General features: G+C 70.7%; 11 protein-coding genes. 8 read left to right on the top strand and 3 right to left on the bottom strand.

Annotated features, from left to right (window positions below):
- Positions 1-21: 21 nt before the first annotated feature.
- Both AC5L3X_RS01940 and AC5L3X_RS01935 read right to left on the bottom strand, forming a co-directional pair.
- Entirely contained in the window at positions 22-1,770 is a 1,749-nt protein-coding gene (locus tag AC5L3X_RS01940) for a glycoside hydrolase family 2 protein (protein ID WP_494854664.1), read from the bottom strand.
- Positions 1,767-3,056 (bottom strand): MFS transporter, encoded by a 1,290-nt coding sequence (locus AC5L3X_RS01935; RefSeq protein ID WP_494854663.1) that lies wholly within the window; start codon positions 3,054-3,056, stop codon positions 1,767-1,769. The genes AC5L3X_RS01940 and AC5L3X_RS01935 overlap by 4 nt, the downstream gene beginning before the upstream one ends.
- 203 nt (positions 3,057-3,259) lie before the next feature.
- Here AC5L3X_RS01935 and AC5L3X_RS01930 point away from each other — a divergent pair, with 203 nt between their 5' ends.
- The 8 genes from AC5L3X_RS01930 to AC5L3X_RS01895 all read left to right on the top strand — a co-directional run bounded on the left by AC5L3X_RS01930 (position 3,260) and on the right by AC5L3X_RS01895 (position 13,168).
- The gene (locus AC5L3X_RS01930; RefSeq protein WP_494854661.1) at positions 3,260-4,135 is read left to right on the top strand and encodes an FAD binding domain-containing protein; all 876 of its coding nucleotides are present in this window, start codon (positions 3,260-3,262) and stop codon (positions 4,133-4,135) included.
- Position 4,136: 1 nt separating this feature from the next.
- Positions 4,137-4,718 (top strand): (2Fe-2S)-binding protein, encoded by a 582-nt coding sequence (locus AC5L3X_RS01925; protein WP_494854660.1) that lies wholly within the window; start codon positions 4,137-4,139, stop codon positions 4,716-4,718.
- Positions 4,715-7,105: an aerobic carbon-monoxide dehydrogenase large subunit gene (locus AC5L3X_RS01920; protein ID WP_494854659.1), complete on the top strand. Its 2,391-nt coding sequence runs from the start codon at positions 4,715-4,717 to the stop codon at positions 7,103-7,105. Before AC5L3X_RS01925 ends, AC5L3X_RS01920 begins: the two co-directional genes overlap by 4 nt.
- Positions 7,106-7,118: 13 nt before the next feature.
- Positions 7,119-8,072, top strand: a complete 954-nt coding sequence (locus AC5L3X_RS01915) for an XdhC family protein (protein ID WP_494854657.1) — start codon at positions 7,119-7,121, stop codon at positions 8,070-8,072.
- A gap of 4 nt (positions 8,073-8,076) precedes the next feature.
- On the top strand, positions 8,077-8,967 hold the full coding sequence (locus AC5L3X_RS01910; RefSeq protein ID WP_494854656.1) for an AAA family ATPase: 891 nt from the start codon (positions 8,077-8,079) through the stop codon (positions 8,965-8,967).
- Between the two features lie 12 nt (positions 8,968-8,979).
- A complete protein-coding gene (locus AC5L3X_RS01905; RefSeq protein WP_494854655.1) occupies positions 8,980-9,963 on the top strand; it encodes an SRPBCC family protein in 984 nt (327 codons plus the stop codon).
- Positions 9,953-11,173, top strand: coding sequence for a vWA domain-containing protein (locus tag AC5L3X_RS01900; protein WP_494854654.1), 1,221 nt, complete (start codon positions 9,953-9,955; stop codon positions 11,171-11,173). Before AC5L3X_RS01905 ends, AC5L3X_RS01900 begins: the two co-directional genes overlap by 11 nt.
- Positions 11,174-11,284: 111 nt before the next feature.
- Positions 11,285-13,168: an APC family permease gene (locus tag AC5L3X_RS01895; RefSeq protein ID WP_494854652.1), complete on the top strand. Its 1,884-nt coding sequence runs from the start codon at positions 11,285-11,287 to the stop codon at positions 13,166-13,168.
- 138 nt (positions 13,169-13,306) lie between these two features.
- Here the strand turns inward: AC5L3X_RS01895 and AC5L3X_RS01890 are convergent, their stop codons facing one another.
- Positions 13,307-14,326: a trypsin-like serine peptidase gene (locus AC5L3X_RS01890; RefSeq protein ID WP_494854650.1), complete on the bottom strand. Its 1,020-nt coding sequence runs from the start codon at positions 14,324-14,326 to the stop codon at positions 13,307-13,309.
- Between the last annotated feature and the right edge of the window lie 107 nt (positions 14,327-14,433).

Raw genomic sequence — 14,433 nt, 5'->3', positions numbered from 1 at the left:
CCTTCGTGGACGGCCGGACGGTCAGCCCAGGCGGAGGCGGGCGTTGACCCGGCGGACCAGCTCCTCCGGGAGCTTGAGCACCCTGCGGTCGTAGGTGAGCAGCCCGTTCAGCTCGTCCTCGACGTCGGAGAGCTGGGTGTAGACGGTCGCGCTCAGCCCGAGGGGGATGGCCGGCGCGATCTGCTCCGCGTGCAGCCGCTCGAACGCCTCGCCCAGCTCCTCGGCCGTGTCGTGCCTGCGATAGCCGAAGTTGCGGTCGTTGAACGTGTGCCCGTCCACCCGAAGGCCGTAGCCGCCGTACTCCGACAGCACCAGGACCCGGCCGTCGCGGCGGCGCGGCACCCGGAAGCGGCGGAAGTAGACGTGCAGGCTCCGCAGGTCGCCCGCGCCCTGGTCGTGCCAGCCGCTGGCGTGGTCGATCGTACGGGTGGGGTCGAGCTCGGCCAGCTCGGCGGCGATCTCCGCCGCGTCGAACTGGCCCCAGCCCTCGTTGAACGGCACCCACACGGCCAGGCTCACCACGTTGCGCAGGTGCTCCACGGTCTCGTGGAGCTCCGCGCGGAACCGGGCCCGGCCCTCCTCGTCGGCCCGGCCGAACCACCGGTGCCGCCGGTCGCGGAGCCGCAGCGGCGTGACGGCGGGCGCGGTGATCACCAGCGGGTGGTAGTGGCCGCCGCCGTTGACCAGGTCCTGCCAGACCAGGATGCCGAGCCGGTCGCAGTGGTAGTACCAGCGCAGTGGCTCGATCTTGATGTGCTTGCGCAGCATGGTGAAGCCGAGCCGCTTCATCGTGGCGATGTCGTGCACCATGGCCTCGTCCGAGGGCGCGGTGTACATGCCGTCGGACCAGTAGCCCTGGTCCAGGATGCCGGCGTGGAAGTAGGGGGCGCCGTTGAGTGTCAGCCGGGGCACGCCGTCGGCGTCGGGTCCCACGGCGAACGAACGCAGCCCGACGTAGCCGTCCACGCGGTCGTCGCCGAGGCGTACCGTCACGTCGTACAGGAAGGGATCCTCCGGCGTCCACGGCCTCGGGTCGGGGACGGGCAGGCGGACGGGGTGGCCCGCCGGGACGGTGGCGCGGGCCACGGTGGTCCCGCCGGCGCGCAGCTCGACGTCGGCGTCGCCCGCTCCCGAGGCGTGCACGGTCACCTCGACGAAGGAGTCGCCGAGGTGCGGGGTGAGGGTCAGCCGTTCCACGTGCAGGGCCGGCACGCACTCGGCCCAGACGGTCTGCCAGATGCCCGACTGGGCGGTGTACCAGATGCCGCCGCGCTTCAGCCGTTGCTTGCCGCGCGCGTGGTGCCCGGTGTCGGACAGGTCGCGTACCTGAACGACCAGGGTGTTGGCGCCCTCGGTCAGGGCCTCGCCGAGGTCGCAGGTGAAGGGCAGGTAGCCGCCGGTGTGGCCGCCCACCTCGACGCCGTTGAGCAGCACCCGGCAGGTCTGGTCCACCGCTCCGAAGTGCAGCAGCACCCGGACCGGCCGGCCGTCGGCGGGCAGGAAGCCGTCGGGCAGGGTGAGGGTGCGCCGGTACCACAGCGTCTGGTCGGGCTGGAGCTGCCGCTCGACGCCCGACAGGGGCGACTCCGGCGAGAACGGCACCAGGATGACCCCGTCGTACTCGGCCGGTTCCTCGCCGGCGGGCGTGATGGCGTACTCCCAGCGGCCGTTGAGGTTGAGGTGGCTGTCGCGGACGAGCTGCGGCCGGGGATACTCGGGCAGGATCGCGTCGGGGTCGAGCGCGGCGCCCCAGGGCGTCGGCGGGTTCACGTCGTCGCCTCCCGTCTGCGCAGCGCGAGCACGCTCGGCACGACCAGCACCAGCATGGCGGCCGAGGCCAGGAAGATGGCCGGCGTGGGCACCTGTTTGAGCACGCCCAGGTCCTCGTAGTACTCGTCGGCGCCCCTGATCACCAGCGCGCCCAGAAAGGGGCCGGCGACCATCGGGATGAGGATGCCGAAGACCATCCGCAGCCCCTGGACGTGCCCGGCCCTGTCGGCGGGCGAGTGGTCGCGGATGATCGCCCCGACCGGGGCCATGACCAGCATCAGGCCGGACATGAGCACCAGCCCGGCGGCTATCGCGGGGACCAGGCCGCGCACGGCCCACATCAGCAGCAGACCGAGCCCGTACACCCCGATGGCCGGCAGCAGGAAGCGCACCTTGCCCACGCGGTCGATGAACCGGCCGGCGACCACGCTGACGATCGAGGCGCCGGTCAGGACCACCCCGAGCACGACGGCGTACGCCTCGATGTGCAGGTAGCGCTGGACGTAGATGATCAGGTACGGCAGGTAGATCTGCGTGGCGATGCCCGAGAGCGCCGCGACGGACAGCGCGAGGTAGAGCGGCGGGTTGGCGCGCATCACCGAGGGCCGCAGGCCGTGCAGCACGGAGGCGAGGTAGCCGCCCCGCCGGCGGACGAGGTGCGGCCGGTCCTGGACGAGGAACCAGGAGGCGAGGCCGACCAGGGTGATGGCGCCGCCGACGAGCAGGAAGAACAGCTGCCACTCGCCGGCCCGGGTGAGGGGGTCGAGGGCGCCGAAGACGGCCAGCATCGACACCAGCGGCATGATCGCCAGGACCGACTCGACCCGGCCGCGGTTGCCGGGCCGCGTCACGTCGGTGACCCACGCCTGGAAGGCGGCGTCGTTGGCGCCGGCCCCGAGGAAGGACATCAGGCAGTCGAGCGCGATCACGGCCAGCACGGCGGCGGTGACGGCGCCGGCCACGGGGCCGACTCCGGCGAGGGCGTCGACGGTGACCAGCCCGAAAGCGGCGGTGGACAGACCCCACAGCACGTATCCGGCCGAGACGAACACCCTGCGCCGGCCCGTCCGGTCGGAGGAGGCGCCGATCACCAGCGTCGCCAGCGTCGCGGCCACCGCGCTGGCCGCCACCATGGCCGCGATGACGCGCGGGTCGTCGCTGATCGTGTCGTGGACGAACACGTTGAGATACATGTTCTCGACGGTCCAGGCCACCTGACCGACGAAGCCGAGGACGATCACCGCGGTCCAGAGCCGGGGCGGCAGCCGGGAGGGGGCCGTTGTCACGCGCGAGAGCCTACAAGGGTCTCCAACTCCAACAGGCGCCTGCTTTATCACAGTTTGGAGTGCTTTTATGTGACGACTTTTCCCGCTATGTCGGAAGTAGGGAAAGCGCTGGGCGACCTTATTAAGGGAAACCTTAGGTGGGCGTTGACATCCCCGGTGCGCGGCGTTCCACTTGGCCTCCACGACCAGCGAAGGGGTGTTGGATGCAGGTTCCAGCGCCGTTGGAGTACGAACGCGCCACGAGTGTCGATCACGCGATCGGGCTCCTGGAGCGGCTCGGAGACTCCGCGAGACTCGTCGCGGGCGGCCACAGTCTGCTCCCGATGATGAAGCTCCGGCTCGCCACGCCGGAGTATCTGATCGACATCAACGATCTGTACGCCCAGCTCGGCTACATCAAGGTGGAGCAGACCCAGATCCGCATCGGCGCGATGACCCGGCACCGAGAGCTGCTGGAGTCCGAGGCGCTCGCCGACACCTTCCCCATCTTCCGTGACGCCGAGCGCGTCATCGCCGACCCCGTCGTCCGCAACCGGGGCACTCTCGGTGGTTCGCTCTGCCAGGCCGACCCGTCGGAGGACCTGTCCGCGGTGTGCACCACGCTCGGGGCCAGCTGCGTGATCCGCAACAGCGGCGGCGAACGGGTCGTCACGATGGAGGAGTTCCACCGGGGCCCGTACGAGACCGCGGTCGGCGACGCCGAGATGCTGGTCGAGATCCGCGTTCCGATCAGGGGCAACGGGTCCAGCGCGTACGAGAAGGTCGAGCGGCGCGCGGGCGACTGGGCGATCGTGTCCGCCGGGGCGGCCGTCTGGCTGGACGGCGGAGTCATCTCCGACGCCCGCGTCGGCCTCGCCGCCGTCGGCCCCAACACCACCGGGCTGCCCGCCGTCTCCGAGGCGCTGCGCGGCCGGGAACCGTCCGAAGAGGTCTACCAGCTGGCCGGCGACCTCGCCGCGCGGCACTGCAGCCCCGCCACCGACACGCGGGGCAGCGCCGACTACAAACGCCATCTCGCCATGGAGCTCACCAGGCGGGCCCTGCGCCGCTCCGTCGCCCGGCTCAACGGGAGGGTGTGACATGCACGTGACCATGAACGTCAACGGCGAGGAGGTCACCGGGGAGATCGAGGGGCGGCTGCTCCTCATCCACTTCCTGCGCGACCACCTCGGACTGACCGGCACCCACTGGGGCTGCGACACCAGCAACTGCGGCACCTGCGTCGTGTGGCTCGACGGCGAACCGGTCAAGTCCTGCACCGTGCTCGCGGCCATGGCCGGCGGCCACGAGGTGCGCACCGTCGAAGGGCTGGAGCGCGACGGCGAGCTCGACCCCGTCCAGCGCGGCTTCATGGAGTGCCACGGCCTGCAGTGCGGGTTCTGCACGCCCGGCATGATGATGACGGCCAGGGCGCTGCTCGACCGCAACCCCGACCCCTCCGAGGGGGAGATCCGCGAGGCGATCTCCGGCCAGATCTGCCGCTGCACCGGCTACGCCAGCATCGTCCGCTCCGTGCGGTGGGCCGCCGCCCACGAGGCCGCTAACCGGGAGCCCGCCAACCGGGAGCCCGCCGACCGGGAGCCGGCCGACCACGAGCCCGCCCCTCAGGAGCCCGTCGTCCTGGAGCCCGCCACCGACGTCACCAGCGGAGCCACCCCATGACCGCGACCGACCACCGGCCCGCCGGATTCGAGAACAACGACCAGAAACCGCTCGGCTACGGCCGGATGCTGCGCAAGGAGGACCCGCGCTTCATCCGCGGCCGGGGACGCTACGTCGACGACGTGCGACTGCCCGGCATGCTGCACCTGGCCATCCTGCGTTCACCGGTCGCGCACGCCCGCATCGTCAGCATCGACGTCAGCGCGGCGCAGGCGCACCCCAAGGTCAAGGCCGTCGTCACCGGCGCCGACCTGGCCGAGCAGGGCCTGGCCTGGATGCCGACCCTGTCCAACGACGTGCAGGCCGTGCTCGCCACCGACAAGGTCCGCTTCCAGGGCCAGGAGGTCGCCTTCGTGGTGGCCGAGGACCGCTACTCCGCCCGCGACGCCCTCGAACTGATCGACGTCGAGTACGACCTCCTTGACCCGGTGATCGACGCCCGCACCGCGCTCGACCCCGGAGCCCCCGTCATCCGCGACGACCTCGAGGGCAAGACCGACAACCACTGCTTCGACTGGGAGACCGGCGACGAGGCGGCGACGGAGGCGGTGTTCGCCTCGGCCGACGTCGTCGTGAGCCAGGACATCGTCTACCCGCGCGTGCATCCCGCGCCGATGGAGACCTGCGGCTCGGTCGCCGACTACGACCGGGTCGAGGGCAGGCTCACCCTCTGGTCGACCACCCAGGCGCCGCACGCCCACCGCACGCTGTACGCGCTGGTCGCCGGCCTGCCCGAGCACAAGATCCGGGTCATCTCGCCCGACATCGGCGGCGGCTTCGGCGGCAAGGTGCCGATCTACCCGGGCTACGTGTGCTCGATCGTCGCGTCGATCGTGACCGGCAAGCCGGTGAAGTGGGTCGAGGACCGCGCCGAGAACCTCACCAGCACCGGCTTCGCCCGCGACTACATCATGCGCGGCGAGATCGCGGCCACCAGGGAGGGCAGGATCCTGGCCATCCGCACCAACGTGCTCGCCGACCACGGCGCCTTCAACGGCGTCGCCGCGCCGACCAAGTACCCTGCGGGTTTCTTCGGCGTCTTCACCGGCAGCTACGACATCGAGGCCGCCTACTGCAAGATGACGGCCGTCTTCACCAACAAGGCGCCCGGCGGCGTGGCCTACGCCTGCTCGTTCCGCATCACCGAGGCCGTCTACCTGGTCGAGCGCATCGTCGACTGCCTGGCGTACGAGCTGGAGATGGACCCGGTCGAGCTCCGGATGAAGAACTTCATCCAGCCCGACCAGTTCCCCTACACGACCAAGACCGGGTGGGTGTACGACTCGGGCGACTACGAGCCGACCATGCGTGAGGCCCTGCGCCTGGCCGGCTACGACGAGCTGCGCGCCGAGCAGGCCGAGCGGCGGGCCCGGGGCGAGCTGATGGGCATCGGGGTGGCGTTCTTCACCGAGGCCGTCGGCGCCGGGCCGCGCAAGGACATGGACATCCTCGGCCTCGGCATGGCCGACGGCTGTGAGCTGCGTGTCCACCCCACCGGCAAGGCGGTCGTCCGGCTGTCCGTGCAGAGCCAGGGACAGGGCCACGAGACCACGTTCGCGCAGATCGTGGCCGAGGAGATCGGCATCCCGCCGGACGACATCGAGGTGGTCCACGGCGACACCGACCAGACGCCCTTTGGTCTCGGCACCTACGGCAGCCGTTCGACGCCGGTGTCGGGCGCGGCGGCGGCCATGGTCGCCCGCAAGGTCCGCGACAAGGCGCGGATCATCGCCTCGGGCATGCTGGAGGTGTCGGTCGCCGACCTCGACTGGACCAAGGGCTCCTTCCACGTCAAGGGCGACCCGTCCAAGTCGGTCACCATCCAGGAGATCGCGTTCCGCGCGCACGGCGCCGGAGACCTGCCCGAAGGCATCGAGGGCGGCCTGGAGGCGCAGATCTGCTACAACCCCTCCAACCTCACCTATCCGCACGGCGCCTACATCTGCGTGGTCGAGATCGACCCCGGCACCGCCCACGTCAAGGTGCGCCGGTTCATCGCGGTCGACGACTGCGGCACCCGGATCAACCCGATGATCATCGAAGGCCAGGTGCACGGCGGCCTCACCGACGGCGTGGGCATGGCGCTGATGGAGATGATCGCGTTCGACGAGGACGGCAACTGCCTCGGCGGCTCGCTGATGGACTACCTCATCCCCACCGCGCTGGAAGTGCCCGACTGGGAGACGGGCTTCACCGTCACCCCCTCACCGCACCATCCGATCGGAGCCAAGGGGGTCGGCGAGTCGGCCACCGTCGGCTCCCCGCCGGCGATCGTCAACGCGGTCGTCGACGCGCTCAAGCCGTACGGCATCCGCCACGCCGACATGCCGCTCACCCCCTCGCGGGTGTGGGACGCCATGCGCGGCGTGCCGACGCCGCCGATCTGACAGGAAAGACGCGATGCGGTCCAGCAGACGGATGGAGGAACTGGTCGCCGACCGGGTTCCCTTCGTTCACGCGGTCGTGGTCCGGGCACAACTGCCGACGGCGGTCAGCCCGGGCGACGACGCGATCATCCTGCCCGACGGGTCCATCGAGGGGTTCGTCGGCGGGCAGTGCGCCGAGAGCTCGGTCCGCACCGCCGCACTTGGCGCGCTGCAGGACGGGCGTACCGTCCTGCTGCGCGTCCTGCCCTCCGGCGAACAGGACTTCCCCGACTCGCCGGGCGCGCGGGTCGTGGTCAACCCCTGCCTGTCGGGCGGTGCCCTGGAGATCTTCCTGCAGCCGCTGCTGCCGCCGCCGGTGCTCTGGGTGTCCGGCGGCTCGCCGATCGCCATGAGCCTCGCCGACCTCGCCGCGACGGTCGACTTCACGGTACGGCGGGCCGCCGAGGGGCGGTCGCCCGAGGGCGCCTCGGCGGTCGTGGTGGCGAGCCACGGGCGTGACGAGCAGGCCGCGATCCGGGCCGCCCTCGACGCGGGCGCCGGCTACATCGGTCTCGTGGCCAGTCACCGGCGCGGCACCGCCGTACTCGACGAGATGGGGCTGACGGACGACGAACGGCGGCGGATCCACACGCCGGCCGGTCTTCGGATCGGCGCCCGCACGGCACCGGAGATCGCCCTGTCGATCCTCGCCGAGATCGTCGCCACCCTCCGCGGTGGCGACCTGGCACCGCCGGGTCCGCCCGCGACGCCTGGCTCGCCCGACTCGGTCGGTTCGTCCGGTTGGTCCGGTTCGTCGAGGGGTGCGTCCGTGGGCGCCGGCGAGGAGCCCGTGCTCGCGGTCGATCCCGTGTGCGGGATGAGCGTGACCGTCTCGGCGGGCACGCCGCACCTGGTCCTGGACGGCGAGGACGTCTGGTTCTGCGGCACGGGCTGCCGTGATCATTTCGCGCGGACGGCGGGGCGGTAGGGAAGTGGCGGAAAGCGGCGGCCTCACGAGCCCTGCGTTCACCGGGGCCGACGACATCAGGCGCCGCCTCGACGAGCTCGACTACCTGGTCGACGACGGCACCGCGGCGGCGCTATACTTCGCGCTCAGCCTCGGCCGGCCGCTGCTGCTCGAGGGCGAGCCCGGAGTCGGCAAGACCACGGCCGCCAAGGCACTGGCCCGCGCCCTGGCCACCCCGCTCATCAGGCTGCAGTGCTATGAGGGGCTGACCGCCGGCGAAGCCCTGTACGAATGGAACTACCAGCGGCAGATGCTGGCCATCCGCCTGGCCGAGGCCCGTCACGACCGGCTGAACGACGCCGACCTGTTCACCGAGGACTTCCTCCAGGAACGCCCGATTCTGCAGGCAGTCAGGCACCGCGGCCCGCAGCCGCCGGTGCTGCTGATCGACGAGATCGACCGCGCCGACGACGAGTTCGAGGCGTTGCTGTTCGAGTTCCTCGGCGAGGCGTCGATCACCATCCCGGAGCTGGGCACGTTCACCGCCGAACGCCGTCCGGTCGTCGTCCTGACCTCCAACCGCAGCCGCGACCTGCACGACGCGCTGCGCAGGCGCTGCCTCTACCACTGGATCGACTTCCCGGCCCCCGAGCGCGTGGTAGAGATTCTGCGCCGTACGGTGCCCGGCGCGAACGAGGCGCTCATCCGCTCGGCCACCGACTTCGTCGGCCGGATCCGCCGCTTCGACCTGGACAAGGCGCCGGGCATGGCGGAGACCATCGACTGGGTCTCGGCGCTGTCCTCGCTCGGCGCGACCGAGCTGGTCAGGGAGGACGTCCTGCGCACGCTGAGCACTGTCGCGAAGACCCTGGACGACCGCGAGGTCATCACCGCCGCGCTCGACCAGTTGACCTGAGGAGACACCCAGATGAAGATCGACAATGAGTTCACGGTCGGAGTGCCCGTCGAACGAGCCTGGGAGGTGCTCACGGACCTGGAGGCGATCGCCCCCTGTATGCCCGGAGCCCAGCTCACCGGCGTGGAGGACGAGGTCTACACCGGCAAGATCAAGGTGAAGGTGGGCCCGGTCGTCGCGCAGTACGCGGGCACGGCCAGGTTCCTGGAGAAGGACGCCGTCAACCACCGCGCCGTCATCGACGCCAAGGGCCGTGACTCCCGGGGCGCGGGCAACGCCTCCGCCGCCATCACCGCCCACCTCCGCGCCGACGGCGACCACACCGTCGTCACCGTGAACACCGACCTCAAGATCTCCGGCAAGATCGCCCAGCTGGGCAGCGGCATGATCAAGGAGGTCTCCACCAAACTCCTCGGCCAGTTCGTCACCTGCCTCGAATCCAAACTCACCACCCCGGCCCCCGCCACCACCCCGGCCACGGGCTCGGCCCCGGCCACGAGCCTGGCCGCCGCCACGAGCCCGGCCGGTGGCGCTGCCGTGTCGGCCACGGCGGATGATGCGGCGGTGCTGGCCGCTGCTGACAGTGCGACGGCGCCGGTCGCCGAGTCGTCCCCCGCGCGGGGTGACGCCCCCGCGCGGGGTGACGCCCCCGCGCGGGGTGACGCCCCCGCGCCCGGTGACGCCCCCGCGCCTGGTGAAGCGGTTGTGCCGGGTGACTCCACCGCGCCGGTAGCGGAGTCGCTCCCATCCACCGGGGCCGCCGCCCCGCAGGATGCAGCCGTGCCGACCGCCGCACAGGACGGGGGTGGCGTCGCGTCGGCCGACGCGCAGGCCGCTGGTGCGGGTGGGAGGCGGGTCATTGATCAGGATGAGGTCGAGCCGCTCGACATCATGAGCGTCGCGGGCGGGTCGGTGTACAAGAGGGTGATACCGCTCGTCGTCGGGATCGTGGTCGTCATCGTGGCCGTGATCGTCGTCTGGACCCTTGTCGAGTAGCCGCTCCACGCGCCGGGCGATGCTGCCGGGTGTCGATAGGGCCGCCTTCGCCGCCTCGCTGGCCGCGCGGTTGCGGCGGCGGGGCGTGCCCGTGGGACTGACCGGCGTCGATGACTTCCTCCGGGCGATCGACGTGGCGCAACCCAGGACGCTGCCGGAGCTCTACTGGACGGCCCGTATCACCCTGGTTCGGCGACACTCCGAGATCGCGCTCTTCGACGAGGCGTTCGCGGAGATCTTCGAGGCGACGGGTCCCGCGCTCGACCCGCACGCTCGGCGCCGGCCGCTCGCCCGGAAGAACGGCGCGGACGACGCGTTCGCCCCCCTGCCGGACGCGCGGGCGGGCGGCGACGACGCGGGCGGGCTGCCGTGGACGACGCTGCCGGCGGTGGTCGCCGGGGCCGAGGATTCGGACGGCCCGGCGCGTGTGCCCGAGTTGTCGCCGAGTGATGTCGAAGCGCTGGGCGACGTGCCGTTCGAGCAGCTTGACGAGCGGGAGTGCGAGTTGCTCGGCGGCTGGCTGGAGGAGGCGGCGGCGAGCTGGCCGACCCGGCGCAGCCGGAGGTTCCGGGTGTCGTGGAAGGGACGGGGGATCGCGGTGCGGGCGACGCTGACCCGCTCCCGCCGTACCGGATGGGAGCCGTTCCGGCTGGCCGGGAAGGAGCCGGTCGTGCGGCCACGGCGGGTCGTGATGCTCTGCGACGTGAGCCAGTCGATGCGTGCGCAGGCATCGGCCTACCTGCATCTGATGCGGGCGCTGACGATGACCGTGGACGCGGAGGTGTTCGCGTTCGGGACGACGCTGACCCGTCTGACGCCCGTGCTCGCGAGCCGTTCGGCGGCCGCGGCGGTCGAGCTGGCGACCGAGCGGGTGACCGACCGGTTCGGCGGGACGCGGATCGCCACCAACGTACGGGCGCTGCTGTCGTCGCACCACGGCGCGAAGGTCAGGGGCGCGATCGTGCTGGTCGGCTCGGACGGCTGGGACGGCGATCCGCCCGAGGAGCTGGGCGCCGCGATGGCCAGGCTGAGCCGCCGGGCGCACCAGGTGATCTGGATGAATCCCCGGGCCGCCGCCCCCGGCTTCGAACCACGGGTGGCGAGCATGGCGGCCGCCCTGCCGTACTGCGACCTGATGCTGCCCGCGCACACGTTCGGCTCGCTTCGAGACGTGATCGGCGCGGTCGCCGGGTCGCGTTTCCGCTGGTAGCCATGGCCGGAAGCCGGGTATAGGGCATCGGGGAAGTTCGGGGCACACGACGATGGATCGGGCGGGGCTGTGCGGACGGGGGATCCGGACGGGCACGCGGGACACCGGGTTATGCCGGCTGGCCGCGCGGTCGCCACAACGAGCGGGCTGCTGTCCAGCCGGCAGGGGCCGAAGGTCCAGCTTCGGCATGGCGAGGGTGACCGGGCGCATCTGACCAGCCTGCAGGGGCTGGTGGCCCTGTCCCTCGACGCGCTCAGCTCCGTCGCCTACGGTCCAGAGGCGATCGCCGTCGTGCTGGTCGCCGCGGGCAGCGCCGCCATCGGCTACACCTTGCCGATCACCATCGTCATCGCCCTCCTGCTCGTCATCCTGGTGACGTCCTACTGCCAGGTGATCGCCGCCTATCCGGACGGCGGCGGCTCGTACGCGGTGGCCAAGCAGGACCTCGGTCAGCGGGTCAGCCTGCTGGCCGCCGCCGCGCTCATCGTGGACTACGTCCTGACCGTGGCGGTCAGCCTGACGGCGGGTGCCGCGAGCCTGGCCTCCGCGTTCCCCGTCCTCGCCCCGCACCTTCTCGAAACCTGCCTGGTGGGGCTTGCCGTGCTGACCGCGGTGAACCTCTACGGCCTCGCGGACAGCGCGAAAGTGCTGCTGCTGCCGACCCTGCTGTTCATCGCGACCATCCTCGGCATCGTGGTCGCGGGCCTGCTGCGGACCCAACCGGCGGCGGTGGTCGGGGCACCGGAGCCGCTGCCGGCCTACGAGGCGGTCAGCGTGCTGCTGATCCTGAAGGCGTTCTCCTCCGGATGCTCGGCCCTGACCGGGGTGGAGGCCATCGCCAACGGCGTGCCGATGTTCCGCCGGCCGAGGGTCCGGCGTGCCCAGCGGACGGAGCTGATGCTGGGCGCGCTGCTGGCCACGATGCTGGTCGGGCTGGCCGCCCTCATCCGGCGTGACAGCGTGGTCCCCCGGGCGGACGTCACCATCCTCGCCCAGCTCACGGCCGGCGCCTACGGCACGGGCTGGCTGTACTACGCGGCCAACATCATCGTCGCGTTCGCACTCGGGCTGGCGGCGAACACCAGCTTCGGCGGCCTGCCGGTGCTGATGAGCCTGCTGGCCAAGGACAACCGCCTGCCCCATCTGTTCTCGCTGCGCACCGAGCGGCCCGTCCACCGGTACGGGGTCGTCGCGGTGGCGATCACGGCCGCGGTGCTCCTGATCGCGGTCGACGCCGACACCCAGCGGCTCATCCCGATGTTCGCCATCGGGGTGTTCATCGGGTTCACCATCAGCCAGGTCGGACTGGTCCGCCACTGGACGATACGGCGCCCGCCGAGGTGGGTGGGCAAGGTGACGCTCAACGGTGTGGGCGCCGTGATCACCGCCATCGCCGCCCTGGTGCTGCTCTTCTCGAAGTTCACCGAGGGCGCCTGGGTGGTCGTGGTGGTGGTGCCCCTGCTCATGCTGATGTTCAGCCGGATCCAGCGTTATTACACCAAGGTCGACGAGGCGCTCCAACGGGGCAGGCCCCAGCCGGTTCCGCACGCTCCCGATCCGTCGTCCGCGCTGGTCATCGTCCCGATCAGCCCGACGCACGCGGTCAGCGCGCTGACGGAGAAGGCGCTCAGCACGGCGCTGGCCTTCGGCCACGAGGTCATCGCGGTCGCCGCCTCCGACAGCTCCGAGACCACCGAGGACATCCGCGGGAGATGGGACGACTGGAACCCGGGAGTCGACCTGGAGGTCATCGAGAGCCCCCGCCACACGGTGGTCCGCCCCGTCATCGAGTACGTCAAGCGCAAGGAGGCGTCCGGCAGATGGCTCATCGTGGTCATCCCGGGCGTGGTGCCGACCCATCCCCGCTACCGGATCCTGCACACCCAGCGGGACCTGCTCCTGGCCGCCGGCCTGCGTGACCACACGAACGCGGTGGTGTGCCACCTGGCGTACCGGATCGATGTCCGGGTGATACGTATCCCGGCGGAAGGCTGAACGAGCACGCCTCCACCCGAAGACCGCTAGGCCACCGGCCCGGACGACCACCAGGTCCAGGTCGCGCAGATACCCGCAGCATGGTGCTGGCCGCCACCGTGCTCGACTTCACGGACGCCGTGGCGCCCCTCCTGAGGATTACCCGGGCAGGACCGAGCCGCTCCACGACGCGCTGGCGGCAGAGTAGATGTCCGCCAGTTCGCCATCGAAGTATGCGGAGAGGCTCGTGTCGTAACGCAGGTTGCCATCGGTGTCGGCGACGCTGACGGTGATGCCGTTGAGGTAGCCCAGGCGGCTGCCGTTGTCATAGCGCAACATCCAGGAGGAGCCGAGGGCGCCTTCGCCGGTGAACGGAGACTTGACGGCGACGAACTCCTCGGCCTTCAAGCTGGGGACACTTGCGGCGCTCGTGCGACCGCTGGACGATTCGATGGTCTCACCCGTGTAAGGCCGCTTGCCGTCGGGATGAGGGCCGGCCGGGTAGCCGAAGACGTCGACCGAGGAGCCCAGCGGCTGGTTCCAGGCCACGCCCTGTCCACCGACGTTGTCGACCAGCCTGCCGAAGTTGGTCAATCCATCTGAAGTGGAGGAGACGACGCCGCTGTAGACGTTGACGAAGGCGTAGTCGCGGTCGTAGTCGTTGTACGTAAGGAAGTCGTAGTGGCCGAAAACCAGCTTTCCGACGTAGAGACCCGACGGAGTCGTGCCGTCGGAGTAGCCGGGGATGAAGACCCACTTGTCGAGGGTGACGCCAGGGCGCTGGGTGTCGTACACGCAGTGCGCTGCGGTAGCCACGAGGTTGCGGTACTGCGACTGTACGGCGGTGCCCGTGCACCAATGTGGCTGACCGTCGGCGCCGACGAAGAACACCTTGCCCGAGGTGGCGGGCGTTTTAGCGTTCGCTACGCCGGTGGTGGACGGGGGCGACGGCGGGATATGGCCGGGTTTGGTATCCACGGGAATGGTGCCGACGGGATTGACCCGGTCGACGGCGGTCTGAACGTTGTACGGGGTGGCGTTCGTCAGGTTGGTGCCGCCATCGCCAAGCCAGAACGTCGCTACCTCAACAGCGGCCGCTTGAGAAGAGGCCAGAGGATCGGTCTTCACGCTGGAGGCCCCGGCCGGTGCGGCCACGATACCGGAGACCAGAAGGCTCACGGCTAATACGCTCAATGTTCGCTTCATCTCACCATCTCCAGATTTACTCGTAGGAGTGTGGCGATAATTCGAACAAGTGATCGCCACTGATCGTAGACGCTACCTGT

Source organism: Nonomuraea sp. CX421 (assembly GCF_059358955.1).
Note: the sequence above shows the minus strand (reverse complement) of the source record. Positions and strands in the feature narration are given on the sequence as shown.